At 63.9% G+C, this 24,274-nt stretch carries 26 protein-coding genes and 1 pseudogene; 11 read left to right on the top strand and 16 right to left on the bottom strand.

Features of this window, described 5'->3' with window-relative positions; genetic code table 11:
• Positions 1–119: 119 nt before the first annotated feature.
• From I6F12_RS16960 to I6F12_RS16950, 3 genes are all read right to left on the bottom strand, one after another.
• The gene (locus tag I6F12_RS16960; RefSeq protein WP_007590701.1) at positions 120–272 is read right to left on the bottom strand and encodes a DUF1127 domain-containing protein; all 153 of its coding nucleotides are present in this window, start codon (positions 270–272) and stop codon (positions 120–122) included.
• Between the two features lie 479 nt (positions 273–751).
• The gene (locus tag I6F12_RS16955; protein WP_036012731.1) at positions 752–1,576 is read right to left on the bottom strand and encodes a lytic murein transglycosylase; all 825 of its coding nucleotides are present in this window, start codon (positions 1,574–1,576) and stop codon (positions 752–754) included.
• A gap of 119 nt (positions 1,577–1,695) precedes the next feature.
• Positions 1,696–2,604, bottom strand: coding sequence for a DUF2189 domain-containing protein (locus tag I6F12_RS16950; RefSeq protein WP_225156871.1), 909 nt, complete (start codon positions 2,602–2,604; stop codon positions 1,696–1,698).
• A 338-nt stretch (positions 2,605–2,942) separates the two neighbouring features.
• On the opposite strand from I6F12_RS16950, the gene I6F12_RS16945 reads away from it, so the two are divergent.
• Positions 2,943–3,341, top strand: coding sequence for a DUF3597 domain-containing protein (locus I6F12_RS16945; RefSeq protein ID WP_036028199.1), 399 nt, complete (start codon positions 2,943–2,945; stop codon positions 3,339–3,341).
• A 54-nt stretch (positions 3,342–3,395) separates the two neighbouring features.
• Here I6F12_RS16945 and I6F12_RS16940 read toward each other — a convergent pair whose 3' ends face one another.
• Positions 3,396–3,671 (bottom strand): GNAT family N-acetyltransferase, encoded by a 276-nt coding sequence (locus I6F12_RS16940; RefSeq protein ID WP_036044205.1) that lies wholly within the window; start codon positions 3,669–3,671, stop codon positions 3,396–3,398.
• 321 nt (positions 3,672–3,992) lie between these two features.
• On the opposite strand from I6F12_RS16940, the gene I6F12_RS16935 reads away from it, so the two are divergent.
• Positions 3,993–4,388 carry an SPW repeat protein gene (locus I6F12_RS16935; protein WP_225125285.1) on the top strand — a complete coding sequence of 132 codons (396 nt, stop codon included), beginning with the start codon at positions 3,993–3,995 and terminating at the stop codon, positions 4,386–4,388.
• A 48-nt stretch (positions 4,389–4,436) separates the two neighbouring features.
• Here the strand turns inward: I6F12_RS16935 and I6F12_RS16930 are convergent, their stop codons facing one another.
• Both I6F12_RS16930 and I6F12_RS16925 read right to left on the bottom strand, forming a co-directional pair.
• On the bottom strand, positions 4,437–4,712 hold the full coding sequence (locus I6F12_RS16930) for a GNAT family N-acetyltransferase (protein WP_036028195.1): 276 nt from the start codon (positions 4,710–4,712) through the stop codon (positions 4,437–4,439).
• 83 nt (positions 4,713–4,795) lie between these two features.
• Positions 4,796–5,155, bottom strand: coding sequence for a hypothetical protein (locus tag I6F12_RS16925; RefSeq protein WP_225190515.1), 360 nt, complete (start codon positions 5,153–5,155; stop codon positions 4,796–4,798).
• A gap of 94 nt (positions 5,156–5,249) precedes the next feature.
• Here I6F12_RS16925 and I6F12_RS16920 point away from each other — a divergent pair, with 94 nt between their 5' ends.
• From I6F12_RS16920 to I6F12_RS16895, 6 genes are all read left to right on the top strand, one after another.
• On the top strand, positions 5,250–5,744 hold the full coding sequence (locus I6F12_RS16920; protein ID WP_225139981.1) for a hypothetical protein: 495 nt from the start codon (positions 5,250–5,252) through the stop codon (positions 5,742–5,744).
• Positions 5,745–5,849: 105 nt separating this feature from the next.
• The gene (locus tag I6F12_RS16915; RefSeq protein WP_225139980.1) at positions 5,850–7,451 is read left to right on the top strand and encodes an acyl-CoA synthetase; all 1,602 of its coding nucleotides are present in this window, start codon (positions 5,850–5,852) and stop codon (positions 7,449–7,451) included.
• 9 nt (positions 7,452–7,460) lie between these two features.
• On the top strand, positions 7,461–8,321 hold the full coding sequence (locus I6F12_RS16910) for a DUF296 domain-containing protein (RefSeq protein ID WP_225156869.1): 861 nt from the start codon (positions 7,461–7,463) through the stop codon (positions 8,319–8,321).
• A gap of 96 nt (positions 8,322–8,417) precedes the next feature.
• Positions 8,418–9,185 (top strand): AAA family ATPase, encoded by a 768-nt coding sequence (locus I6F12_RS16905; protein WP_109143675.1) that lies wholly within the window; start codon positions 8,418–8,420, stop codon positions 9,183–9,185.
• A 1,026-nt stretch (positions 9,186–10,211) separates the two neighbouring features.
• Entirely contained in the window at positions 10,212–10,775 is a 564-nt protein-coding gene (locus tag I6F12_RS16900; RefSeq protein ID WP_225156868.1) for an SRPBCC family protein, read from the top strand.
• 2 nt (positions 10,776–10,777) lie between these two features.
• Positions 10,778–11,731, top strand: coding sequence for a cytochrome D1 domain-containing protein (locus I6F12_RS16895; protein WP_109143677.1), 954 nt, complete (start codon positions 10,778–10,780; stop codon positions 11,729–11,731).
• A gap of 63 nt (positions 11,732–11,794) precedes the next feature.
• Here the strand turns inward: I6F12_RS16895 and I6F12_RS16890 are convergent, their stop codons facing one another.
• Together I6F12_RS16890 and I6F12_RS16885 are read right to left on the bottom strand one after the other, a co-directional pair.
• Positions 11,795–12,466: a DUF3313 domain-containing protein gene (locus I6F12_RS16890; protein ID WP_346656321.1), complete on the bottom strand. Its 672-nt coding sequence runs from the start codon at positions 12,464–12,466 to the stop codon at positions 11,795–11,797.
• Between the two features lie 174 nt (positions 12,467–12,640).
• Positions 12,641–13,747 (bottom strand): acetylhydrolase, encoded by a 1,107-nt coding sequence (locus tag I6F12_RS16885; protein ID WP_225156867.1) that lies wholly within the window; start codon positions 13,745–13,747, stop codon positions 12,641–12,643.
• Between the two features lie 105 nt (positions 13,748–13,852).
• Here I6F12_RS16885 and I6F12_RS16880 point away from each other — a divergent pair, with 105 nt between their 5' ends.
• Positions 13,853–14,497 carry a TetR/AcrR family transcriptional regulator gene (locus tag I6F12_RS16880; protein ID WP_225156866.1) on the top strand — a complete coding sequence of 215 codons (645 nt, stop codon included), beginning with the start codon at positions 13,853–13,855 and terminating at the stop codon, positions 14,495–14,497.
• Between the two features lie 53 nt (positions 14,498–14,550).
• On the opposite strand, the gene I6F12_RS16875 is transcribed toward I6F12_RS16880, so the two are convergent.
• Positions 14,551–15,198, bottom strand: coding sequence for an HAD-IA family hydrolase (locus I6F12_RS16875; RefSeq protein WP_036012680.1), 648 nt, complete (start codon positions 15,196–15,198; stop codon positions 14,551–14,553).
• Positions 15,199–15,360: 162 nt separating this feature from the next.
• Positions 15,361–15,630: a hypothetical protein gene (locus I6F12_RS16870; protein WP_225143479.1), complete on the bottom strand. Its 270-nt coding sequence runs from the start codon at positions 15,628–15,630 to the stop codon at positions 15,361–15,363.
• A 127-nt stretch (positions 15,631–15,757) separates the two neighbouring features.
• Here I6F12_RS16870 and I6F12_RS16865 point away from each other — a divergent pair.
• A pseudogene (locus tag I6F12_RS16865) lies at positions 15,758–16,293 on the top strand (RNA 2'-phosphotransferase).
• A 1-nt stretch (position 16,294) separates the two neighbouring features.
• On the opposite strand, the gene I6F12_RS16860 reads toward I6F12_RS16865, so the two are convergent.
• The 5 genes from I6F12_RS16860 to I6F12_RS16840 form a co-directional block, all read right to left on the bottom strand.
• A complete protein-coding gene (locus I6F12_RS16860; RefSeq protein WP_225143481.1) occupies positions 16,295–16,864 on the bottom strand; it encodes a DinB family protein in 570 nt (189 codons plus the stop codon).
• 82 nt (positions 16,865–16,946) lie between these two features.
• A complete protein-coding gene (uvrA, locus tag I6F12_RS16855) occupies positions 16,947–19,928 on the bottom strand; it encodes an excinuclease ABC subunit UvrA (protein ID WP_057029260.1) in 2,982 nt (993 codons plus the stop codon).
• Positions 19,929–20,205: 277 nt separating this feature from the next.
• The gene (locus I6F12_RS16850; protein ID WP_036028173.1) at positions 20,206–20,961 is read right to left on the bottom strand and encodes an outer membrane beta-barrel protein; all 756 of its coding nucleotides are present in this window, start codon (positions 20,959–20,961) and stop codon (positions 20,206–20,208) included.
• A gap of 223 nt (positions 20,962–21,184) precedes the next feature.
• The gene (locus I6F12_RS16845; protein ID WP_036012666.1) at positions 21,185–21,883 is read right to left on the bottom strand and encodes an outer membrane protein; all 699 of its coding nucleotides are present in this window, start codon (positions 21,881–21,883) and stop codon (positions 21,185–21,187) included.
• 238 nt (positions 21,884–22,121) lie between these two features.
• Positions 22,122–22,904: an outer membrane beta-barrel protein gene (locus I6F12_RS16840; RefSeq protein WP_036028162.1), complete on the bottom strand. Its 783-nt coding sequence runs from the start codon at positions 22,902–22,904 to the stop codon at positions 22,122–22,124.
• Positions 22,905–23,341: 437 nt separating this feature from the next.
• Here I6F12_RS16840 and I6F12_RS16835 point away from each other — a divergent pair, with 437 nt between their 5' ends.
• The gene (locus I6F12_RS16835) at positions 23,342–23,836 is read left to right on the top strand and encodes a single-stranded DNA-binding protein (RefSeq protein ID WP_025036423.1); all 495 of its coding nucleotides are present in this window, start codon (positions 23,342–23,344) and stop codon (positions 23,834–23,836) included.
• Between the two features lie 17 nt (positions 23,837–23,853).
• Here I6F12_RS16835 and I6F12_RS16830 read toward each other — a convergent pair whose 3' ends face one another.
• The gene (locus I6F12_RS16830; RefSeq protein ID WP_225156865.1) at positions 23,854–24,183 is read right to left on the bottom strand and encodes a low molecular weight protein tyrosine phosphatase family protein; all 330 of its coding nucleotides are present in this window, start codon (positions 24,181–24,183) and stop codon (positions 23,854–23,856) included.
• Between the last annotated feature and the right edge of the window lie 91 nt (positions 24,184–24,274).

The raw sequence follows: 24,274 nt of genomic DNA, 5'->3' as shown, positions 1-24,274 counted from the left end.
CAGGTAGCGCTTTTCGGCGGAGAGTGGAATCGCCGAGATCGAGTTTTCTGCCACCAGATGCGACAACGCCCGCACGAGGCGGGCGCTATCGGTCCGTTCTAGTGAAGGGCTGAATGATATCAGCCCTGATACTGGCCGGCGGCAACGCGCGGGATGTCCGAGCGATCGAGGCCGATATCGGCCAGTTCACGATCGCTGAGCTGGGACAGCTCGGCAACATTGCGCTGATAGTCCCGGAAGGCCTGGATCATGCGGATGAGCGAGAGCAGCATTGGTAGTCTCCTGTAGTTCGATTCAGCCTTTGCTTGAAGGCCTCATCGTTGAAATGAATATAGGTGAGCGTGGTGCAGTGCGAAAGTTCCGATGTTGCGATGCAGCTAAGCGCTATGCGCATGGCGTACGTAACGGATGATTAACCGGAAGGCGCTCCCGCCCAGAGCTTGGCCAAGGTCGTCCGGTGCCGGCGATAAGTGCCCATGAAATAACGGGTTTATGTCAAAGATTGATCTGGGTCATCGCGGAAATAGGTTGCCTATAAGCGGCCAGCAAGTTCAACCCAGCAGCTTATAGACTCAAGTCATGCCTGCCTGATTCGCATAGGACGCGACGCTATTATATGAATATGGATTCAGTTTAAGATCCATTGAATACCGAAAATGCGCCATGAGCGATGCGCTGGCGCCGCTACAGGCTAGGCCCGCTTGCCAGGGTTCGGCAGCGGCGATTCGGCGCGCTTCGGCTGGGCTGAGATCTAAGGGGCGCGTGCGAGCTGTGCGGCAAAATAGGCCACGGTCTTGGAGTAGACCTCGCTCTTGTTCCACTGCTTGAGCACCTCAAAGTTCGGGCTGCCCGGCTGCCAGTCCTTGCCCTTCTGCCAGCCATAGCCGACCAGATAATTGGCCGTGGAGGCGAGCACGTCGGGCACGTTATGCAGAAGATCGCGCTTGCCGTTGCCGTCGAAGTCGATGGCATATTTCATCCAGGATGACGGCATGAACTGGGTCTGGCCGAGCTCGCCGGCCCAGGCGCCTTTCATGTCGGCAGGCGCAAGATCGCCGCGCTGGACGATGCGCAACGCATCCAACAGCTCGGCGCGAAACTGCTCGGAGCGACGGCAATCGTAAGCGAGCGTTGCAAGCGAGCGGATCGTTGCAAACTTGCCGGTGTTGACGCCGAAATCGGTTTCCAGGCCCCAGATCGCGACCAGGACTTCGCCCGGCACGCCGTAAGCCTGCTCGATGCGCGACAGCACCGAGCCGTATTGCTTCATCCTGTTGGAGCCGCGCTCCAAGCGTGGCGGCACCATGCGGCCGGAGAACTCCTCGAAGCTCTGGGTGAAGACCTTTTGCGAGCGGTCGCGGTTGAGCACGCTCTGATCCAGTGTGACGCCGGCAAGCCCGGCAGTGATGGTCTGCTGCGAGATGCCCTTCGCCGCAGCGTCGGTTTTGAAATCAGCCAGCCAAGCGTCGAAATTGCCCGAGTCGCAGGCAACCGCGGCGGGCGCTGGCTGGACTGAGAGAAGGGACGCGGAGACGGCCAAGGCTGCGAGAGCAAGACGAGAAATCGTCGGAGTCATCAGATGAAATGGATTTCCGTGAATTGACCTGACCGGCAGCATAATCTCGGCTGTAACCGCGGCCAAAGCAAGGCGAGCGGCCCTGTCCGAACCGGCCAGGGCCGCACGTCACGAGATTGTCAGACGTCAGTCCGATTCCGCCACGGGAAAAGGTTGGCCGGGAAGTCGGCGGCCGGCTTGCGCGGCCGATGCGGCGGAGGGGGGACCGGACGTGCGCCCGGATCGGACGCGATCACCTTGCGGTAAAGGTGCCACGTGGCGTGCCCGAGCATCGGGACCACAACGGCGAGGCCGAGGAAGGCCGGGATCGTGCCAAGCGCGAGCAGCACCGCCACGATCAGACCCCAGGCCGCCATCGGCACCGGGTTTTTCGCGACCACGCGCAGCGAGGTGCTCATCGCCTCGAACGCACCGGCATGGCGGTCCAGCATCAAGGGGAACGACACGGCACTGAGACAGAGCGCGGCGAGCGCGAACAGGAATCCGGTGCCGCAGCCAACCACGATCAGCCACCAGCCTTGCTGCGTCGTCAGCACGCGCATCATGAAGTCCGAGAATCCGGTGACGCCCTCGTAGCCGAACGCCGCGACATAGATCGCCTGCGCGGTCGCCACCCAGGTGACGAACAGGGCGAGCAGCAATGTACCGAGGCCGAGCATCGCGCCGAACGACGGCGATCGCAGCACCTCCATGGCATCCCAGGCGCTGGCCGGTTCATAGCGCTCGCGCCGGCTGGAAAGCTCGTAGAGCCCGAGCGCAGCGAAAGGCCCGATCAGCGCGAAGCCCGCGGCGAGCGGAAACAGCAGCGGCAGCACCGAATAGCCCATCACCACACGGGCGAGCACGAGGCCGAGCACCGGGTAGATCACGCAGAGGATGATGGCGTGGCTCGGAACGGCCTTGAAATCCTCCCAGCCGCGCCTGAGCGCGTCGTGCAGATCGGACAATTGTATGGTTCGGATCACCGGTCCAGCCTCATCCGTGGGCTGGGCCATCGTGGGGACATTGCCCTGGTAGAGTGTGGCCATGGTCGCTAGCTCCCTTGCCAAGCGGCTGCATCCGGCGCCGGCAAACGGCGCAAGCGGCCGCCCATTCTCTTGAAATCCCACGATCCCGACCAGACGCGAATTCCGGATGGATCGCGAGCTGAACGGCAAGCATACTCCCAAGTCCGAGTCCTGTCCCTCACGCTTGGGTGAAATTTCGATGCCGCGACGCAATCAATGCGGCGTCATTCTGTCGTCATTTCGCCGCAGATAAGCTGATGCTGCTGTCCGTTCGCGCAACTTCGCGGGCGCGGCGCACCAACTTCGTCTATAAGTGCCACGCAAGGCCCTTCCAACGGATTCCTTTTCGGGGAGCAGACATGAGCATTTTCGGGAAAATCATCAGCGCGATCTTCGGCGGCCAGCCGGCCTCCGCTGCGCCGGCCGGTGGCGCCGCTTCGCCGGGCGCCCCCGCAGGGTCGGCAAGTCCTTCGGCGCCGGCCGCCGCACCCATGGCTGCGGTCGACGTGGCGGCGATCGTCGACAAGGCGGCCGCCGCGCACAAGGGCGAGAAGCTGGAATGGCGTACCTCCATCGTCGACCTCATGAAGGCGCTCGACATCGATTCCAGCCTCGCTGCGCGCAAGGATCTCGCCAAGGAGCTGGGCTACAGCGGCGACATGAACGACTCGGCGAGCATGAACGTCTGGCTGCACAAGCAGGTGATGTCCAAGCTCGCCGCTAATGGCGGCAAGCTGCCGCCGGAGATCAAGCACTGACCGGACCTGGGGTAGTGCCTCAGGGGCCCGCGATCGCCGCGGGCCCTTTTGCATTCAGGCGACCAGATCCGCATCCTCCGGATGCCGATCGAGATAGTCGACGACGAAGCCGCAGCCGGCGATCACCTTCTTGCCGTCGCGCCGGATCAGGTCGAGCGCGCCCTTGACCAGCTCGGAGCCGATGCCGCGCCCGCGCAACGCGCGCGGCGTCTCGGTGTGGGTGATGATTACGGCCGACGGCGTCAGCCGGTAATTGGCGAAGGCGATGTCGTCGCCGACATCGAGCTCGAAGCGGCTCCTGTCCTTGTTGTCGCGTACCGAAGCCGCCATGCGGGGTCCCTCCGAACTGCAGGTGCCTCCTGATCTAGGAGGCTGACACGGCCCTTGCCAAGGTGAGACCAGGGGGAGATTGCGCAGATGAGATATCCGCAAATGCGCGCCGCCCTGACCGCACTGCGGTATGGCCATGGCGCCCGGCGAGCATGGTCCCGCGACTCCGCAAATAATTCCCGATACCGCTCTTGCAAGCCGGAGTTCGGTTCCCACGTCCTGGAAAGGACATACGCCCGAATGCGGCCGGCAGGGTCGCCAGATATTCGGAGTGTCATGATCGCCAGCCGCAGACGTATGCCTCTTTTGCAGGAGGGTACGATGTCGGATTCTGGTTTCTTGAAGACTCATCGAACGTGGGAAGACTGGTGTGGGATGCTGCTGGGCGCGTTGATCGTGGCCTCGCCGTGGTTCCCGATCCAGGATCAGGCGATCTCCGGTCACCAGACGGCCATCCTGAACACGGTCGCGATCGGTCTCGTCGTATTTGGCATCAGCCAGCTCGAATATGTCGCCTTGCAGCGCTGGCAGGAGGTGATGACGATCCTGGCCGGACTGTGGCTCATCGCCTCGCCATACGTGATCGGCTATTCCGGTGAGGGATTTCTCCGCATCTATCACACGACCCTTGGTGCGGTGGTGGTGCTGCTCGGCATTCTTCAGCTATGGCAGGACTGGGATATGAATGACCAGGACTTGCTCAAGCACGGACAATAGACCGTAAGTACGGCGGGCCCGCCGGCCACGAGCGGCGGGCCTGGGCACTCACCGTGTCACGAGATCCGCATAGTCCGGGTGCTTGTCGATCCACGCCTTCACGAACGGGCATTGCGGGATCAGCTTCAATCCGTCGGCGCGGACCTGGTCGAGCGCGCCTTGCACCAGCTTCGAGCCAATGCCCTTGCCGCCAAGCTCCTTCGGCACGTCGGTGTGCTCGAAGGTGATGACACCGCCGTCGAGCCGGTAGTGCTCGGTCGCAAGATGACCCTCCACGTCGAGCTCATAGCGGTGATGGGCCTTGTTGTTGATGACGTCGCTCATATCATTGCCTTGCAGCTGCCGGCCTCGCGCACGAGATCGTAACGCACGGTCCGGCCGGGGTTTCCAATCCGAAGCTGTTCCGTTCAATCGGTCGCTTTGGCGAGCCTGGAATCTTCGGCCTGCGGCTGCGGGCGGAGGCAGCCCTGGCAGATGACCAGGGAGCGGTTGACCCTGGCGTCCTGTTCGGCCTCGATGCCATCCTGCGCCTGCCACCGTTCCTTCGAATGGGGCTGAGCGTCGGCTTGCAACCTGTTGCGCTCGGAGCGGCTGGAGGTTCGTGTCGGCTGCGAGGCGGTGCGGGGCCGGTTGGGATCCTCGCCGGCGCCATCCCAGGCATAGCGCGCAGGCTTGACGACGGGGCTGGATGCCAGATGCGCTTGCGGAGTCGCGGCACATCCGGCGAGCGCCAGTGACAACAGAAGGAGGGCAGGCATTTTGACCATGATGCGGCACTCTGTACGCGAGAACTGAGCGAGGTTGCGTCGATCATGTTTAAGATTCCCTGAACGATATCGTTTGTGGTTGCGACCAACGCCAATGCGATATCTGATCCTCCTGCTCAGCTTGCTCGTGACCGGCGCGGGTGCCGACGACGCAAAGCCGTTCAATCCGGCCGATTATCCGCCCGGCGTGCAGAAGGCTGTGCGCTTTGCCAATGAGGAATGCGAGAGCCAGCAAGGCGGCGAGGTGACCTTCGCGCATGATACGGTGCGCAGGATCGACCTGACCGGCGATGGCCGCGAGGACTACATCGTCGATTTCCAGGACACCAAATGCGGCGATCGCGAGACGACCTATTGCGGAACCGGCGGTTGCGTCATGAAGATCCTGGTGACGCTGCCGGACGGCGGCGTGCGCGAGGTGTTCGACGGATACGTGCTCCGCTATAAGATCATGGCCCCGCCGGTGAAGCGCGGCGCCGCGCGCACTATCCGCTTCGATCTGCATGGCAGTTTCTGCGGCGGCTTTGGTCCGCAAGCCTGCTGGAAGACCAAGGCCATCACGGCGACGCCTTTTGCGTTCAAGCAGTAGGCCAAGTCCGCGGCAGCCGGCCTTGCAGGGCCGCTGGCGATGGCGATAAATGGGCTGCAATGAACGGACGGCTTGCGTGCCGCCCGTCGTCGAAGAGGAAGCCCGATGCAGCCCCTGCGCATGTCCCGCCGCGTCATGAATCTCGCCTATATGCTGACCCAGAATGCGCGGCGGCATGGCGCGCGTCCCGGCTTCGTCTGGGGGGACAAGTCCTGGACCTGGCGCGAGATCGATGCGCAGGTCTCCGCCCTGGCCGCGGCGCTCGCCGCGCGGGGCATAGCCAAGGGCGACCGCATCCTCGTCCATTCCAAGAATGGCGATGAGATGTTTGTCTCGATGTTCGCCGCGTTTCGGCTCGGCGCGGTCTGGGTGCCCACCAATTTCCGTCTGATGCCGGATGAGGTCAGCTATCTCGCGCAGGCCTCCGGCGCCAAGGCGTTCCTGTGCCATGTCGATTTCCCCGAGCACGCCGCGGCGGTGAAGGACGGTGCGCTGGAGTTCACCTGGAGCGTCGACGGCAAGGCCGCGTTCGGCGAGCGCTCGGTGGCCGATGCGATCGCCTTGCACGCGGGCGCCGTTGTGGAGAATGTCGCCGTCGAGCATGACGATCCCTGCTGGTTCTTCTTCACCTCCGGCACCACTGGACGCTCCAAGGCGGCCGTGCTCACCCACGGCCAGATGGGATTCGTCGTTACCAATCATCTCGCCGATCTGACGCCCGGCACGACCGAGCAGGATGCCTCGCTGGTGGTGGCACCGTTGTCGCACGGCGCCGGCGTGCACCAATTGATGCAGACCGCGCGCGGCGCGCGCACCGTGCTGCTGCCGACCGAGAAATTCGACATCAACGAGGCGTTCCGCCTGATCGAGGCGCATCGCGTCAGCAATCTCTTCACCGTGCCGACCATCCTGAAGATGATGGTCGAGCATCCCGCCGCCGGCAAATACGACCATTCCTCGCTGCGCTACGTCATCTATGCGGGCGCGCCGATGTATCGCGAGGACCAGAAGGCGGCGTTGAAGAAGCTCGGCAAGGTGATCGTGCAGTATTTCGGCCTCGGTGAGGTCACCGGCAACATCACCGTGCTGCCGGCGGCGCTGCACGACCCGGAGGACGGCCCGCACGCCAGGATCGGCACCTGCGGCTTCGAGCGCACCGGCATGCAGGTGTCGATTCAGGACGATGAGGGCCGCGAGCTCAAAGCCAACCAGAGCGGCGAGATCTGCGTGATCGGGCCTGCCGTATTCGCCGGCTATTACAACAACCCCGAAGCCAATGCGAAGGCGTTCCGCAATGGCTGGTTCCGCACCGGCGACCTCGGCCACATGGACGAGGAGGGTTTTGTGTACATCACAGGACGTGCGTCGGACATGTACATCTCCGGCGGCTCCAATATCTATCCGCGCGAGATCGAGGAGAAGATCCTGACCCATCCCGGGATTGGCGAGGTCGCCGTGCTGGGCGTGCCCGACGCGACCTGGGGCGAGGTCGGCGTCGCCGTCTGCGTCGTCCGAGAAGGCGCGAAGGCGGTGACCGAAGCGGAGATGGCGGCGTTCTTGTCGCCGAAAGTGCCGCGCTACAAGATGCCGAAGCGCTTCTTCTTCTGGGACGCGCTGCCGAAATCGGGCTACGGCAAGGTGCCGAAGCGCATGGTGCGCGACGAGCTCGAGGCGCGCGGGCTGCTCGACCTCGACAAGGCGAGCTGAGCGCACCAGATGCGGAGCATCAAGCAGCCGGGCGCGCCGCTTCCCGAACGCATTCAATGGGTGGAGGCGAGGGGACGCGCTTTCTCGTTCACACTTCAGGCCGGTCTGCCGCTGCTGGAGGCCGCGCGGCGCGGCTTTGCCGCGGAGGGCTTCGCCGGCGGCGTGCTGAATTTTCGCCATGGCGCGCTCGGGCCGTTCGCCTATGTCATGCCGGCGCTGTCGAAGACCGGTGAGAATGCGGCGTTCTACAGCGATACGTTCCGGCCCGCCGGCGTGACGCGTTTGAGGCTCGGCAGTATGACGCTCGGCACGCGCGACGCTGCGCCGTTCTTTCATTGCCACGGACTGTGGACGGAGGCTGACGGCAAGACGAGCGGCGGCCACATGATGCCGGACGAGACCGTCGTCGCCGAGCCGTTCGAGGTCGAAGCCTTCGGTCTGAACGGTGCGGTGTTCACGGCCGAGCCTGATGCGGAGACCAACTTCAAGCTGTTCGGACCGGTCGCGGCTGCAAGCACCGGCGTGCGCACGACGAGCCGCGCCTTCGCGCTCCGCCTGCGCCCGAACCAGGATTTTGCCGGCGCACTCGAAGCGTTCTGCCGCACGAACGGCATCGCCCGCGCGAAGATCCATGGCGGCGTCGGATCGACCATCGGCGCGCGCTTCAGCCATGGCGGCGTGACCGAGCCGTTTGCGACGGAGCTGGCGATTACGGCAGGGACAATCGCGCCCGGCGCCTCCGGCGCGCTGGAAGCTGCGCTCGATGTCGCCCTGATCGACTATACCGGCGGCGTTGCGGAGGGGCGTCTGATCCGTGGCGACAATCCGGTGCTGATGACGATGGAGCTGGTGCTGGAGGCAGGGGATTAGCTCGTGAGCCGTGACGTGGCAGGTGCAAGATAGCGCTTTTGCAATCCGGATGTTCCTGTCATGTTCCGTTGCGGATGCGAGTAGCGGCAGGACGTCATGGCACGAAGAGGCAATCGAACGATCAACCTTCCAGCGCCGTATCTGAAGCGGGTATGGCTCGACCCGTCGCAGGTTCGCGACCGCGAAGCCTATCCGTTTTGCTTGCCCGTCTTCCCTGATGATTTCGAGCTTAGCTTCGACAGCCCCATCACGATCATCGTTGGAGAGAACGGTACCGGGAAGTCGACCATCCTCGAAGGCATCGCAGCGCTCGCCGGCTATGACGATGCCGGTGGCGGCAAGGGCTACAAGCCGGTCGATCATTCCGAAGCGCGCGAGGAGATGGGCGGCCAACTCTCCAAGGCGCTGCGCGCAAGCTGGCTGCCGAAGATCACCAACGGCTGGTTCTTTCGTGCGGAGAGCTTTTTCTCGGTCGCGCGATATCTGGACAAGGCTGCGCGCGACGCCGGCCAGGTCGGTCCCGATTTCTTGTCGCACTCCCATGGCGAAGGTTTTCTGCGCTTCTTCGAGGAGCGTTGCCAGCGCCAGGGCATCTTCATCTTCGACGAGCCGGAATCGGCGCTGTCGCCGGCGCGCCAGATCGAATTCCTCAAGCTACTGCGGCGCATGGAAGACTCCCGCATCTGCCAGGTCATCATGGCAACGCATTCGCCGATGCTCATGGCCTATCCCAACGCGCGGCTGCTGCGGCTCGGCAAATACGGCCTCGAGCCTGTCACGGTGGAGCAGACCGACCATTACCGGTTGATGCGTGAGTTTTGTGTCGATCCGCGCGGGTTCGTGGAGGCAACGCTGGGGGAGTAAGTGAGGGAATCCCCTAACACCAGCTCTCTCTGTCGTCGTTGCGAGCGCAGCGAAGCAATCCAGAATCTTTCCGCGGCAGCAGTCTGGATTGCTTCGCTGCGCTCGCAATGACGGAGTGTGGAGCAGCAGTGCGCCAACTCCCGTGTCCTGGTCAAGCTGCAACGCGTGAACGTTGCGGCGCGGAGCCGGGACCCAGGAGCCGCAGCATCGCGGATGCATGGGCCCCGGCTCTGCAGCGCACCGCCGAAGGGGCGCTGCGCTGCGTCCGGGGCACGAGAGCTCGAATTTATCTCGCATTGCTACCCGCATACGCGCGGATTCACATCCTCGCGGCAGAGTCCGCCCGAGCTTTGCTGCATTCGTCACCCTCAAAAATGCCGAGGGCGCAGGGAAGGCCGGGTGCCGGCTGGCACCCGCGGTCCACTGTGCGAAGCGTGTGCTTGAAAAAGCTGCACAGCGGCATACAGGTGAAGCCAAACATCCGGCCTTCCCTGCGCAGTGGGTTGACGGCTTATGTCGTGCTCTCCCCGGGGAGCGATGCACTATTGCCCCCGTCGCCTTGCGGATGACTGACGGTGCGGGCCCGGTCGGCCCGCAACGTCACCGCAAGCCTTGGCGCACAGACCCCGGGCGCCAGGACCACACGATTTTGCCGTACGCAGACTGCGCCCGTCGTGTGCGCGCCTCGCCTGCTCACGGAGTGATCCGCCCTGCAAACCGCTTGCGCGCGACGCTGCCTGCGTCCACCACCTCCCATCCCGCGTTCGTGACGATCGCGATGCGCCCCTCGGCCCGGGTTGGGGTGGCCGCAACATGCGATAATTCCGAATTCGCGTAAAGCGAATTATTTCGGCTTGGCCAGGTTGACCCCGGTCTGGTGTTTTGCCCGTCGACCAACCCAATCAATGGTGTGCATTGGCTTTGCCACCGCCGTGCCACGAACGGGTCTCCCCATGGCCCAAAAATGCGCTAGCATGACCTCAGCGCGTGTTCCAAGTCGCGCAGATTGAGAAACGAGGAAACGAGATGAGGATGAGAAGCGGACCGGCGATCGCCGGGGTGGCGGCGCTGGCGGTGGCGGGGATGGCTCTGATGACCGCCTTCGAGCCGGTCTGGGCCCATGGGCCGACGCGGCAGAAGGTGCGGGAATCCATCGAGATCAACGCGGCCCCCGCCAAGGTGTGGGCGGTGATCGGCCATTTTCAGGACATGAGCTGGCTTCAGCCGGTCACCAAGACCGAAGGCGAGAAGGGCAACGAGATCGGCGCGACGCGCAAGCTGACCCTGACGGGCGGCGGGACGGTCGAGGAGGAGCTCTACAAATACGAGCCCGACATGCAGAGCTATTCGTACCGGATCACCAAGGTCGACGTGAAGGTGCTGCCTGTGACCAATTATTCCTCGACCCTGACGGTCTCGCCCGCGCCTGATGGCAAGGCCAAGCTGGAATGGGCCGGCGCGTTCTATCGCGGCTATCCCAACAACGACCCGCCGCCGGAGCTGAGCGACGAGGCCGCGATCAAGGCCGTGAGCGGGCTGTACAAGGCCGGGCTCGAGGCGCTCAAGAAGAAGATCGAGAGCGGCAGCTGATCGTGCGGGCGCTGGTTCTGGCGGCGCTCGCCGCCAGCCTTTGTTACGCCGGCTTTGGAAGCGCGCGCGCCGACGAGGCGTTCGTCACCAACCAGCTCAGCGAAGATCTGATGGTGGTGGATCTCGCTGGCGCGCGCGGCGTTGCGACCATCCCAATCGGCGGCAAGCCGGCCGGCGTCGCCGTCAGCGCCGACGGGCGCTTTGCCTATGTCACGAGCCCGGATGCCAAGGCGGTGACGGTGGTCGACGCTGCCACGCGGCAGGTCGCCGGCCGCGTCGAGGTCGGCGGCGGGCCGCTCGGCATTGCCGTGGCGCCCGATGGCAAGACGGTCTATGTCGCCGATTGGTACGCGGCCGCGGTGCGGGTGATCGATACGGCCTCGCGCAGCGTTGTCGCCAGCATCGCGGTCGGCGCCTCGCCGTCGGGTCTTGCGGTGACGCCCGACGGCAAGCTGCTGCTCTCGGCGGACCGCGACGACGACAGCGTCTCGGTGGTGGAAACGGCAACGCGCCAACGCAAGGCCGTGATCAAGGTCGGCACCCGCCCGTTCGGCGTCACCATCGATGCCGAGGGCAAGCGCGCCTACACCGCCAATGTCGGCTCCGACGATGTCTCCGTGATCGATATCGCGGAAGGCCGCGAGATCGGCCGCGTGCCGGTCGGCATGCGCCCATATGCGGTGGCGCTGACGCTAGGCCGAGGCTTCGTCACCGACCAATATGGCGGCACCGTCAGCGTGTTCGACCTGGCGAGCCTCAAGCCGGTCAAGCGCATCCATGTCGGCGACTATCCCGAAGGCATTGCGGCGACTGCCGACGGCAAGCGCGTCATTGTCGCCTGCTGGGAAAGCAACACGCTAAGCATCATCGATGCGGCCGAGCTCAAGGTGATCGGCGAGATCAAGACCGGCGACGGCCCAAGGGCGTTCGGGGCGTTCCTGCGCAGGACGGAGTAGTTCGTCACAACCCGAGGCCGCTTGCTCCGGCCGGCCGAATTCAAGCGGCCATTCCGCCAGAGCTCAATTGACGTTCTGCGCTTCCAAGATCGTGTTCTCCGGCGCGCCTCGGTCGGTCCAGTCCGGCGGCAGCCCGATTCTTTCTCCGGCCAGGCCTGCCAATCCTGGCGCCCGGCCGAATGTTTCGCAGATCGCTTCCTTGGGCGCACCACCGAGAGAGGCGCTCAATCTGTCGACGGAAGGCGGCGCGGGGACCTTCCCGAACGGGCTCTCCGCGGCAACGAGAAACCTCCCGAAATCGCTTCCGAAAGCCTCGGCCAGATCATAGGCGTCGCCATCGCTCGATACACGCGGAGCGCTGGTGAAGGAGTTCGCTCCGCGCGCCCAGATCATGGCCGCTTGCTGATTGCCGCTGCGGTCGCGGGCCTCGGCCTCGACGGACAGGCTCCCCAGTCCGATCGGAAGGCGCGGCACCGGAATGGGCACGCCGGGAGCGACGATGGACGGCACGACGCTCGCGACCTTGGAGACGCCGGCTGCCGCCGCATCGGTCGGCGCAATCTGTGTGATGACGGCGCGAACATTCAAGTCCGCAGCCTCCGTGGGAGCTACGATCCGGAAGCGCTCGCTGAGCGCAAGACACATCGCTCTGTTGATTGCGTTCTTGATCAGCCTGCGCTGCTGCGGCGTGAACGGCTGGCTGGCTGCGGTCGCCGTGAACGCGGTCGGCTCGATGCGAGCGGTCTTCGCGGCGAGAACATCAGCCTTGCTGATCCGGAGACTGCGACTTGGTCAAGAGACCATCGGATGGCGTGAGATCGTCGTAGGAGGCCAGCGACCCCGCTCGTTCCAGCGGAGCCGCCGCGCAACCGGCGGCCATCGAGCTCAAGACCGCAACTGCGAGCCACCTCATGGCGAGGGAACGAGACCGGTCGCCACTCCCTGGGCCACGCGCCGGGACTGCGCGACGGGCAGGGGAGAAGGTGCGGCGCCCGGCGCCGAGGCGAGCATGGGCTGCCAGGTCACGTTCCAGCGCGCCAGCGTGGCACCGTTGCCATCGAAAACCAGGTCGAGAAAGGCCAGGGTGAGCTCGGCCGTCGCGAGCTTCACCTTCGGGTTGAGCGCCGGACCACCGGTGAACGAGCGATCGGTGAAGATGCTGTGCGAGCCGCCTTCGAACACGGCAAGCAGCTTGCGCGGTGTGGCAATGGCGTTGAAGACCTCCAGCCGGTCGGCAGCGGGTGAGTAATATCCGGGGATCTGGATGACGTCCTTCGTCGCCGTCACGTGCAGGGTTGGAACGGTGATCCTGCTCAACACCGAGGCAAGATCGGGTTCGCCATAGAATGGAGGGGCCGAAATGACGATGGCGGCGGCAAAGCGCGGGTCGCGCGCCTCGACCCACTTGCCGTCGCGCATCACGCGGGCGCCAACCGCAACAAGCGCCGTGTTCGCCCCATAGGAATGCCCCGCCGCCATGATGCGCCGGTGGTCTACGTGGGCACCATGGGGACTCGACAGCATGCGATCCAGGGCAAAGCGCAGATCCAGGGCTCGCGCCAGCGCCTCGCTCTCGTGAGCGGCACGCTGCAGGCGGTCCACGACGGCGAGGGGATTGCCCGCCCAGAGCGAGGAATCGCTGCCCGCATGCTGAACATGCAGGCTGGCGACGCCGCGGGCCGACCAATATCGCCCCAGATAGCTGTAGCCCCGGCGAGAGCCGCCGAGCCCATGGGAGAACACGATGAGCGGCACGCGCGATCCCGGCGCAACATCCGCCGGCCAGTGCAGGCGCGCCGGAACGGGCCGCGAACGCGCCGGATCGACCCAGTCGAAGTCGACGACCGCGGGGGGCGCGGACTGCGCCCGGGCTGGAGGCGCGGCGAGCGTGGCCGTGACGGCGACCGCCAGCAGCGCGGCACCGAACCGCCGTCGGGTCAGGCTTGTCGCTCCGCTCGCACCGTCCGCGCCATTCGCGTGCGCGGATCGCACATGCTGAGAGGAAGTGTCGCTCAACCCGTTCACCATCAAGGCACCTTGTATGAAGTCGCACCGAGTGTAATCGACGTATTGCACTTAGTGTAATTTTGCAAACTGGTCGATTTCATGGCAAAACAGGTCATGAAAAGTTCATCCCGGAAGGAGGAAGGCCTGCGCGAGCGGAAGCGGCGCGAAACGCTGCATCGTATCGCCGAGCAGGGCCTTAAACTGTTTCTGACCAGGGGCTATGATGCCACCACGCTCGACGCGATCGCGGAGGCGGCGGGGATCTCGCGGCGGACGTTCTTCTACTACTTCAAGTCCAAGGAAGAGATCCTCCTGGCGTGGCAGGATGGTGGTTTCAGCGAGACCTTGCGTGCCGCCGTGCTCGAGCAAACGACCAAGCAGTCGCCGCTCGATGCCGCAAGGAACGGCCTGCTGGAGCTGACAGCCCGCTTCCCGGTCGATTACAAGCAAACAAAAGTGATCGAGCGCCTGATGTCCGCGAACGAGTCGCTTCGCATCCGGCAGCAGGCGAAATACGTCGAGAAGGAAGCTGCCGTGTTCGCGGCGCTGTCCCAGATGTGGCCGCAGCCGCATCGGCAGGCTGCGCTGCGCGTGATCGCCATGATGTCGGTCGGAGCCTTGCGGCTTGCGATGGACAGTTGGAATCGCGACCAGGGCAAGCGGCCCTTGGCCGTCTACGTGAAAGAGGCTTTTGCGTGCCTGAACCGGGAGATCGGAGCGGGAGCCTCGCGCAAGGCTGCCGGTCGATCCGGCGAGTGAGTGAGGGCCGGCCCGGGCTCTCGATGGAAAAGCAATACGGCCGCGCGGTGGTGTTAAGCCCGCATCGGAGCTGTGACGCCGATCAGCGCCGGCGCGATGTCACGGATGTGCTCGAACACATGGTCGGGCCGAAGCGCCGTTAGCGCCGCCGGTGCCGCATAGCCCCAGCACACCGCGCCGCAGGCGATCCCGACCGCCCGCGCCGCGTCGATGTCGCGGACCTCGTCGCCGATCGAGATCACCCTGCTAGGCGCGACGCCGGCGCGGCGGATGACCCGGCGGAATTTCGCGGCCTTGCCGAACAGCGACGCTGCGCAGTCGAAATGCGAGAACAGCGCTGCGGCGTCCCCGAGCTTCTCGCGCGCATTGGCCTCGCTGTCGGACGTCACCAGCGCCAGCTGCACGCCGTTCTCGGCCAGCGTTCGCAGCATCGTCTCGACGTCTGCGAACAGCGAAATCTCGGAAGCCGCCTCCGCCTTCAGACGCCGCGCATGCCGCGCGATCGCCGGCAGCTTCCACATGGGCACTTCGAGCTTGGCGAGGATCTCGCGCGACGAGGCGTGGCGCAGCTCCTCGACATCCTCGTCCTTTACGCGGCGAAAGCCGAAGCGGTCCGCGACGTCGTTGATAGTGCGCAGGAACCACGGGAAGCTGTCGGCGAGGGTACCGTCGAGATCGAATATGGCGAGGGAATAGGGCATGAGGCCGGATTTTGAGCTCGCTGACAAGCGTGAGGTCGCCTGCTAATATTCGTGGAGTTCGAGGACAGCCATGCGACACGAGCGGATCGAAATCAACCCTGCGATCGGCCGTTACGTCGTGATCGACGAGGTTCGATTCCGATCTCGACCCCTGTAGCTCCCTCACCGCAACTTACGAACATCGACATTGATGTCGAGCTCGATCTTCGCCACGCAGGTCTGGGTGCTCCTATGCGAGCCGCCTTCATGCCGGCGGCCATCCCGCGCCCGGGCCCCACTGACATTGGCCAGCTTCAGGCAGCGCCATTGCGGCAGCGGCCTGCTGCTTTCGCCTGCAAACTGCCAGGCCAGCACGGCTTCGTCACCGGACTTGTCGGCGCCGATGATATTCGGACAGAGCTCGCGACGGCGACCCTCGTAGACGCAAGTCACCTGTTGCTCGGCGAGGATCGCGTTCCGAAATAGCGTATAGGTTCGACTGGCTCATTGCTCCCTCCAGATCGATCATCTGGCCTTGCCAACCACTTGAGTGTAGTGATGCGGGACTGGAAGGGTAACCATGCCGATCAATGACACCCAGCTCAGCAAATTTCTGAGCCTGGTCCTGCGCCACCAGCCGGAAACGATCGGGTTGGTGCTGGATTCGCACGGGTGGGCCAGCATCGACGACCTGATCGCCAAGGCAAATGCCGCCGGCACAAGTTTGGCCGCGACGATCTGCTGCGCGTCGTCGCAGAGAGCGACAAGAAGCGTTTCTCGCTATCCCCTGGAACTGATCGCATTCGCGCCGCGCAAGGACATTCCGTCTCGGTTGAACTTGCCTTGGCGCCGCAGGAGCCGCCGTCGATCCTGTATCATGGCACGGCGACACGGTTTGTCGAGGCGATCCTGTCCGAGGGCCTGAAGCCGCAGGCGCGCCAGCAGGTGCATCTGTCCTCCGACGAGGCAACTGCGCAGCGTGTCGGTCAGCGCCACGGCAAGCCGCACATCTTCAAGGTCGATGCCGGCAGCATGCATGCCAAGGGATTCAAGTTTTTTCGCGCAGAGAACGGTGTGTGGCTGACCGACCATGTGCCGCCGGAGTTCCTGGCGTAGCTTACGTCCTGGATTTCCAAACGGTCTCCTCGGTCCAGCCGAGTTCGGCGAATTCGGCGGCTCGCAGCGGCGCTTCGCCTTCCGCGAAGAACTCGTCGAGCTGCGGGGGCGCGACATCCGTTTCGCACAGCATGGCATGCGCCTGTCCGCGATGATGAATTTGATGCTGGAAGAGATGCATGAGCAGCCGGTCGCAGCGCTCGGTTTGAACGCTCGTATCGCGGTTGATCCGGACGAAGGCGTCGAGCCGTTCAGTTGTCAGCGCATCGCAGATCGCAATCAGGCGGTTGTCCATTGCGGCCTGGGCAGCTTTGAGCTCGGCTAACGAGGGGTACGGCACCTCGTTCTTCCAGGCTGCCGGTCCGAGCCAGCCCCCTTCAAGCGCATCGATGTAGAAGAAGTCGATGATGTAGATGTGGTTCAGCGTACGCTGCAGGCTTGGAAAGAAGCCGGTGCGGGGGGCTTCGAATTCAGACTGGGATAGCGCAGCGCAGGCGGCGAGCAGGCGATGGTTCGCCCAAGCGTTGTTGTGGGCGAAGGCGCGGTAGGTTTGTACGAGTCCAGCGGACATGTCGGTTCTTTCCCGATCGAATAGTGGCTGATTACGCTCCGCTAATCCGCCCTACAGCCCTGTGGCTTCGATGCAGCGCAATCTACTCCGCCGCCTCGCTCGCCGCACGCCTCCGCTTCGGCTTCCGCGCCTTCTCCAGCACCGGGGCCAGGAATTTCCCCGTATAGCTCCGCGGCGCTTTCGCAATGTCTTCCGGGGGGCCCCAGGCGACGATCTCGCCGCCGCCGTCGCCGCCTTCGGGCCCCAAGTCGATAACCCAGTCGGCGGTCTTGATGACTTCGAGATTGTGCTCGATGACGACCACCGTGTTGCCTTGCGCGACCAGCTCGTGCAGCACCTCCAGCAGCTTCTTGACGTCGTGGAAGTGCAGGCCGGTGGTCGGCTCGTCCAGGATGTAGAGCGTGCGGCCGGTGGCGCGTTTTGACAATTCCTTTGCCAGCTTGACGCGCTGGGCTTCGCCGCCCGAGAGCGTCGTGGCCTGCTGGCCGACATGGATGTAGTCGAGGCCGACGCGGTGCAATGTCTGGAACGTCTCGCGCACGCGCGGCACCGCCTTGAAGAACTCGGCGGCTTCCTCGACGGTCATGTCGAGCACGTCGGCGATGCTCTTGCCCTTGAACAGCACCTCCAGCGTCTCGCGGTTATAGCGCTTGCCCTTGCAGACGTCGCAGGTGACGTAGACGTCGGGCAGGAAGTGCATCTCGATCTTGATGACGCCGTCGCCCTGGCAGGCCTCGCAGCGGCCGCCCTTGACGTTGAAGGAGAAGCGGCCGGGCTCGTAGCCACGTGCTTTCGCTTCCGGCAGGCCGGCGAACCATTCGCGGATCGGCGTGAACGCGCCGGTATAGGTCGCCGGATTCGAGCGCGGCGTGCGGCCGATCGGCGACTGGTCGATGTCGATGATCTTGTCGATGTGCTCGAGGCCCTCGATGCGGTCGTGCGGGGCGGCGCCCTCGCTGGCGTTGTTCAGCTTGCGGGCGATGGCGCGGTAGAGCGTATCGATCAGCAGCGTCGACTTGCCGCCGCCAGAGACGCCGGTCACGCAGGTGAACAGGCCGAGCGGAATTTCCGCCGTGACGTTCTTGAGGTTATTGCCGCGCGCGTTCACCACTTTGATGGTGCGGCGATGGTTCGGCGGACGCCGCTCCGGCACCTCGACCTCGAGCTCGCCGGTGAGGTACTTGCCGGTCAGCGATTTCGGGTTGCGCATGATCTCGGCGGGCGTGCCTTCGGCGACGATGTTGCCGCCATGCATGCCGGCGCCGGGGCCGATGTCGAGCACATAGTCCGCAAGGCGGATGGCGTCCTCATCATGCTCGACCACGACCACGGTGTTGCCGAGGTCGCGCAGCCGCTTCAGCGTATCGAGCAGGCGGGCGTTGTCGCGCTGGTGCAGGCCGATCGAAGGCTCGTCCAGCACGTAGAGCACGCCTGTGAGCCCCGAGCCGATCTGCGAGGCGAGGCGGATGCGCTGGCTCTCGCCGCCGGACAGCGTGCCGGAGGAGCGGGACAGCGTCAGATAATTGAGGCCGACGTCGAGCAGGAAGGTGAGGCGCTCGCGGATCTCCTTCAGGATGCGGCCCGCGATCTCGTTCTGCTGCGCGTTCAGCGCCTCCGGCACGGTCTCGAACCATGCGCCGGCGCCCTTCACGGACAGCTCCGAGATTTCGCCGATATGCTTGCCGCCGACCTTGACGCAGAGCGCCTCGGGCTTGAGCCGAAAGCCCTTGCAGCCCTCGCAGGGGACGTCGTGGAAATATTTCGCCAGCTCCTCGCGGGCCCACTCGCTCTCGGTCTCGCGGTAGCGGCGGTTGATGTTGGTGATGACGCCTTCGAACGGCTTCTTGGTGTCGTAGGAGCGCACCCCGTCCTCGTAGGAGAACTTGATCTCGTCCTCGCCCGAGCCGTAGAGAATCGCGTTTTGCGTCTTCTTCGGCAGATCCTTCCACTTGGTGTCGAGCGTGAACTTGTAATGCTTGCCGAGCGCGGTCAGCGTCTGCACGTAATAGGGCGACGACGACTTGGCCCAGGGCGCGATCGCGCCCTTGCGCAGCGTCAGATCCTTCTCGGGGATGACGAGGTCTTCGTCGACATGCTGCTCGACGCCGAGGCCGCCGCAGGCGGGGCAGGCGCCGTAGGGATTGTTGAAGGAGAACAGGCGCGGCTCGATCTCGGGGATGGTGAAGCCGGAGACCGGGCAGGCGAACTTTTCCGAGAACAGGATGCGCTCGGGCCCGCTCTTGTCGTGGATTTTCGCGGTCTTCTTCTTTTCCTCCGCAGGCGCAGCCGCCGCGGGCGCATCGGCGAACTCGACGACGGCAAGGCCTTCGGCGAGCTTCAGCGCGGTCTCAAAGCTCTCGGCGAGGCGCTGGCCGATATCGGCACGCACCACGATGCGATCGACTACCACGTCGATGTCGTGCGGGAATTTCTTGTCGAGGCTAGGGGCTTCCGCCAGCTCATGGAAGGTGCCGTCGATCTTGACGCGCTGAAAGCCCTTCTTGAGCCATTCGGCGAGCTCCTTCCTGTACTCGCCCTTGCGGCCGCGCACGACGGGGGCGAGCAGATAGAGGCGGGTACCCTCGGGCAGCGCCAGCACGCGGTCGACCATCTGCGAGACGGTCTGGCTCTCGATCGGCAGGCCCGTGGCCGGCGAATAGGGCACGCCGACGCGGGCCCAGAGCAGGCGCATGTAGTCGTAGATCTCGGTGACGGTGCCGACGGTCGAGCGCGGGTTCTTCGACGTCGTCTTCTGCTCGATCGAGATCGCCGGCGACAGGCCGTCGATCTGGTCGACGTCGGGCTTCTGCATCATCTCCAGGAACTGGCGGGCATAGGCCGACAGCGATTCGACGTAGCGGCGCTGGCCCTCGGCATAGATGGTGTCGAAGGCGAGCGAGGATTTGCCGGAGCCGGATAGCCCGGTGAACACCACCAGCTTGTCGCGGGGAATCTCGACGTCGATATTCTTGAGGTTGTGCTCGCGCGCGCCGCGGATCGTAATTGCGCGCAGGCTGGAGCCCGCGTTCTGTTGTTGGCGCTTCGCCTTGATCACTTCATCCATCCGAGTTGCCCTCAAGGAAGCCCAAAGGTGCGCGATCGCGCCAACAAAAAAGGCGCGCTGCGCCCGGAACCGGGATCGGCGCCGATGGGTATGGCAGCGAACGTAGGAAGAACGGCGGCGGATTTCCAGTGGGACTTGCGAATCGTCAACGGATTGTTGGCGTGCTGGCGGGATCTGGCAGCAGGAACGCGCGGAACCGCTCGCGGAGCACCCAGCCAAAACAAAAAGGCCGGCGCGAGGCCGGCCTTTCGTGACGATGTGACCTCGGCAGGGAAGTTCAGTACTTCGCGACCACCGGGCCACCGAAGGTGTAGTTGAGTCGAACGGTAGCCATGTCCACGTCCTGCTTGATGCTGTCGGTGCGAGTGGTCACGCCGAGGAAGGTGAAGGTCTCGTTGTGCCTGCCCATGAACAGGTGGTTGTATTCGACAGCGACCGACCAGTTCGGGGCGAAGCCGAATTCTATGCCGGTGCCGACGGTACCGCCCCAGCGCGTTTCGTTCGCGGTGTCGAGCGTAACGCCGCCAAAACTGCCAGTGTACTTGTTGTGAGTGACGGCAGCGCCGCCCTTCACGTACCAAAGCACGTTGTTCCAGGCATAACCGACCTGGCCAGTGAAGAGGCCGATGGCGTCGATCCTGGTCTCGTTCACCAGCGGCGCGAGCGCGGCAGGCGAGCTGATGTTCGAACCCTTCAGGTCAGCCCAGTCGCCCTGGGCTTCGAGACCGAACACCCAGTTGGCGGACTGCCAGCGATAACCGATCTGGCCGCCGACGAGTGCGCCGGTCGCATTGTGACAACCTTCGGCCACCGCCGGAGCGACCACGAAGGGGCCGACACTGGTGAGATCCCAACAGTTGCGGCTCCAGCCACCGCCGGCGTTGGCGCCGAGGTAGAAACCGCTCCAGTTGTACACCGCGATCGGTGCCACCGGAGCCTTGGTGTAGGGGCGGGCTGCCAAATCGGCCGCCGAGGCCGGTGCCAACGCGCTGAGTGCGAACAAGCTGGCCGAAGCCAGCAAAAGCTTCTTCATATCCATTCCCCACTTCCATTTCTCATTCCGGTCTTCCGGAGAGCGGAAGAGCAGCGGACCTTATGACTCAAGCAACGTCATTGCTTTTACACCATTGAAGCCAAAGGTTGTGTCACCCAGCGGCCACACCCCTTCGAAAACGCGAGCGAACGGGCGGCCGCAACAAACAAAAAGGCCGGCGCGAGGCCGGCCTTTCGTGACGATGATGCGTCAGAGACGAAGCTCAGTACTTGGCGACGACCGGGCCGCCGAAGTGGTAGTTCACGCCGACCTGCACGGTGTGGAGGTCGAGAGTGCCGGTGTTGACCGGGAAGACGCCCGAGAAGTAGGTCTCGCCGCCCAGGCTGCGATAGAGGTACTCGCCCTTGACCGACCAGTTCGGAGCAAACATCGCCTCGACGCCCGCGCCGACCGTCCAGCCCGAATGGAACTGGCTCTCCGAGAGGCTCAGAACAGGGGGCGCGCTGACGCTGATCTTGTTGTTGATCCAGGCGTAACCACCCGTGGCGTACAGCAGGACGCTCGGGGAAGCGAGCCAGCCGATGCGACCACGCACGGTGCCGAGCGCGTCGATACGCGAACTGACCGTCGTGGGAACGAGGGCGCCACCAAAATCAACAAGACCGGTCGCCGAGGCGTTTACGTCAGCCCACGCGCCATCAGCTTCGATGCCGAACACGACGTTGGAGGTCTGCCAGTTGTAGCCAACGGTGCCGCCGACGAAACCGCCCTGCATGCGCGGATCATCGGAGCTGTTTTCCCAGGCGCCGCCACCGACGATACCCAGGTAAAAGCCGGTCCAGTTGTAGACCGAGGCAACAGGCGCAGGCGCCTTGGTGTAGGGGCGGGCTGCCAGATCAGCAGCCGAAGCGGGGGCCGCAAGGGCGAATACACAGGCCGAAGCCAACAAAACCTTCTTCATTTTCAACTTAATCCCAGTCCCAGTTTCTGTTGTTGCCTTCCGTGGCGGAAGGGCAGCGGACTCAAACGGCCCAACTGACGCCGTCTTTACACCATCAAAGCCGCAAGTTGTGTCTCCGAAAAGCCACAACAGTCCAAAAGGTGATGGTTGCTGACTTATTTACGTCCAGGCATGTGCCGAAAAAAAGAAGGGCCGGCGCTGGGGCCGGCCCTTCGTTTCGCTCACGATAGGTGGGATATCAGTACCTCGCGACCAGCGGGCCGCCGAAGCGATAGTTCAAGCGGACTAGACCCATGTCGACGTCCTGACTGATGCGATCGCTCCCGAAGGCAACGCCCGCAGGCGTCGTGAAGGCGATCGTACGGTCGCCGAGGAAGATGTGGTTGTACTCGACGCCGAGCGTCCAGTTCGGAGCAAATCCGAATTCCAGGCCGGCGCCAACGGTGCCGCCCCAGCGGGTCTCGCGAGCCGACGCCAGCAGCGTGCCGGCGCCAGGCGTGCCAGGAGCGGCATAGACGTCGTACTTGTCCCCGACTACGGCGGCGCCGCCCTTCACATAGAGCAGCACGTTGTTCCAGGCATAACCGACCTGGCCCGTGATCAGGCCAAAAGCATCGATGTGAGAGCGGTTACGATCACCGGTGACCAAAGCGCTTCCAGGGAAGAGGAGGCTGACGTTGTCCCCCGAGAAGTCAGCCCAGTTGCCCTGGCCCTCGAGGCCGAACACCCAATTGGCCGACTGCCAGCGGTAGCCGATCTGACCACCGACCGTGCCGCCGGTCGCATCGTGACAGCCTTCAGCCACCAGAACGCCCGTGACCGGGGTCACGAAGTCCCAGCACTTGCGGCTCGTGCCGCCGCCGCCGTTGACGCCGATGTAGAAGCCGCTCCAGTCGTAAACCGCGGCGACCGCCGGGGCCGGAGCCTTGGTGTAGGGACGCGCAGCCATATCCGCCGCGCTTGCCGGAGCCGACAGCCCCAATGCCATTGCACTGATTACGCCGAAAAGAATCTTATTCATTGCAGTCTCCCCAAGTTTCGTCCGCTTCATGAAAGTCCCTGAAGCGGCTGATCAGACGCGACACCCATATGAATCAATTCCAAGGCAAAGGTAGCCTAAGGAAAGGGCAGAGTCCGTCTCCGGAAAGCCACACTCGCCAGACTATTGACAGGTTCCATCTTGATGAATGTTAAGAGTTTTTTCCTATTCAAGGGAACTCGAAAAGGTTCCATTCGGGGCTGACGTTTTTCGCGGCACGCGGGAAAATGTCTGCCCGCCCATGATGAAGAACAAATCTGGAACAAACGTGCGCGCGATGCTATATGTGGGGATAACCTTGGGGGTGGCAGGCTGATCGGTGTCCGCAAGCGTATAGGGTCGCCCTAGGGGGCGCAGAGGAACGCGGGCAGCGGATTCGCCCTTTTGAAATTCAGTGGCATTCGGAGTGGAGAGCGGCGATGGCGGGAAGCGTCAACAAGGTCATTCTGGTTGGAAATCTCGGCAAGGATCCCGAAATCCGCCGCACCCAGGACGGGCGGCCGATCGCGAATTTGAGCATCGCGACCTCGGAGACCTGGCGCGACAAGAACACCGGCGAGCGCAAGGAGAAGACCGAGTGGCATCGCGTCGTGATCTTCTCTGAGCCGCTTTGCAAGATCGTCGAACAGTATCTGAAGAAGGGCGCAAAGGTTTACATCGAAGGCGCGCTCCAGACCCGCAAGTACACCGACCAGAGCGGCGTCGAGAAATACTCGACCGAGGTCGTGCTGCAGGGCTTCAACTCAACGCTGACGATGCTGGACGGCCGCGGTGGCGGCGGCGGAGGTGGCAGCTTCGGCGACGAGCCGGGCGGCGACTTCGGCTCCTCCGGACCCGTCAGCAGCGCGCCGCGCCGTCCCGTTGCCGCCGGCGGCGGCCGCAACAGCGACATGGACGACGATATCCCGTTCTAGGACTTCGGAAGAGGCGGCTAGTCTCGGCGCAGATAACGGCCAACTCGGTTTTCAAGGATCCGCACCAGGACAGGATCCATGAATTCATAGTCGTCCGGAATGTCGAGACAGATGACCCGTTTGTTGTACAAGCTGGAGCGGAATTTCCGGTTCAGCTTGGTCCGGTGGGTCTTTTCCATGACGAAGATGACGTCGGCCCATTCAATCTGCTCGGCGGACAGCAAGACGTCCGCGCCGTTCGAAATGCCGGCCGAGTCGGTATCGATCCCGGGCCAGGTCGAAAACACCTGCTCGGCGGTAGGGCTGCGGAGGCGATTGGCGCTGCAGACGAAAAGGACGTTGGTCACTTTGCCGCTCTCGGAGACGATCGGTCAGGTATCGGCGGGATGATTGGTCAGTGCTTTTCGGGCGGGCTTCCGAGAGTTCCTGCTACATAAA

Origin of the sequence: Bradyrhizobium sp. IC4059 (genome assembly GCF_020193615.1) — a bacterium.
GTDB classification, from domain to species: Bacteria; Pseudomonadota; Alphaproteobacteria; order Rhizobiales; family Xanthobacteraceae; genus Bradyrhizobium; species Bradyrhizobium yuanmingense.
Note: the sequence above shows the minus strand (reverse complement) of the source record. Positions and strands in the feature narration are given on the sequence as shown.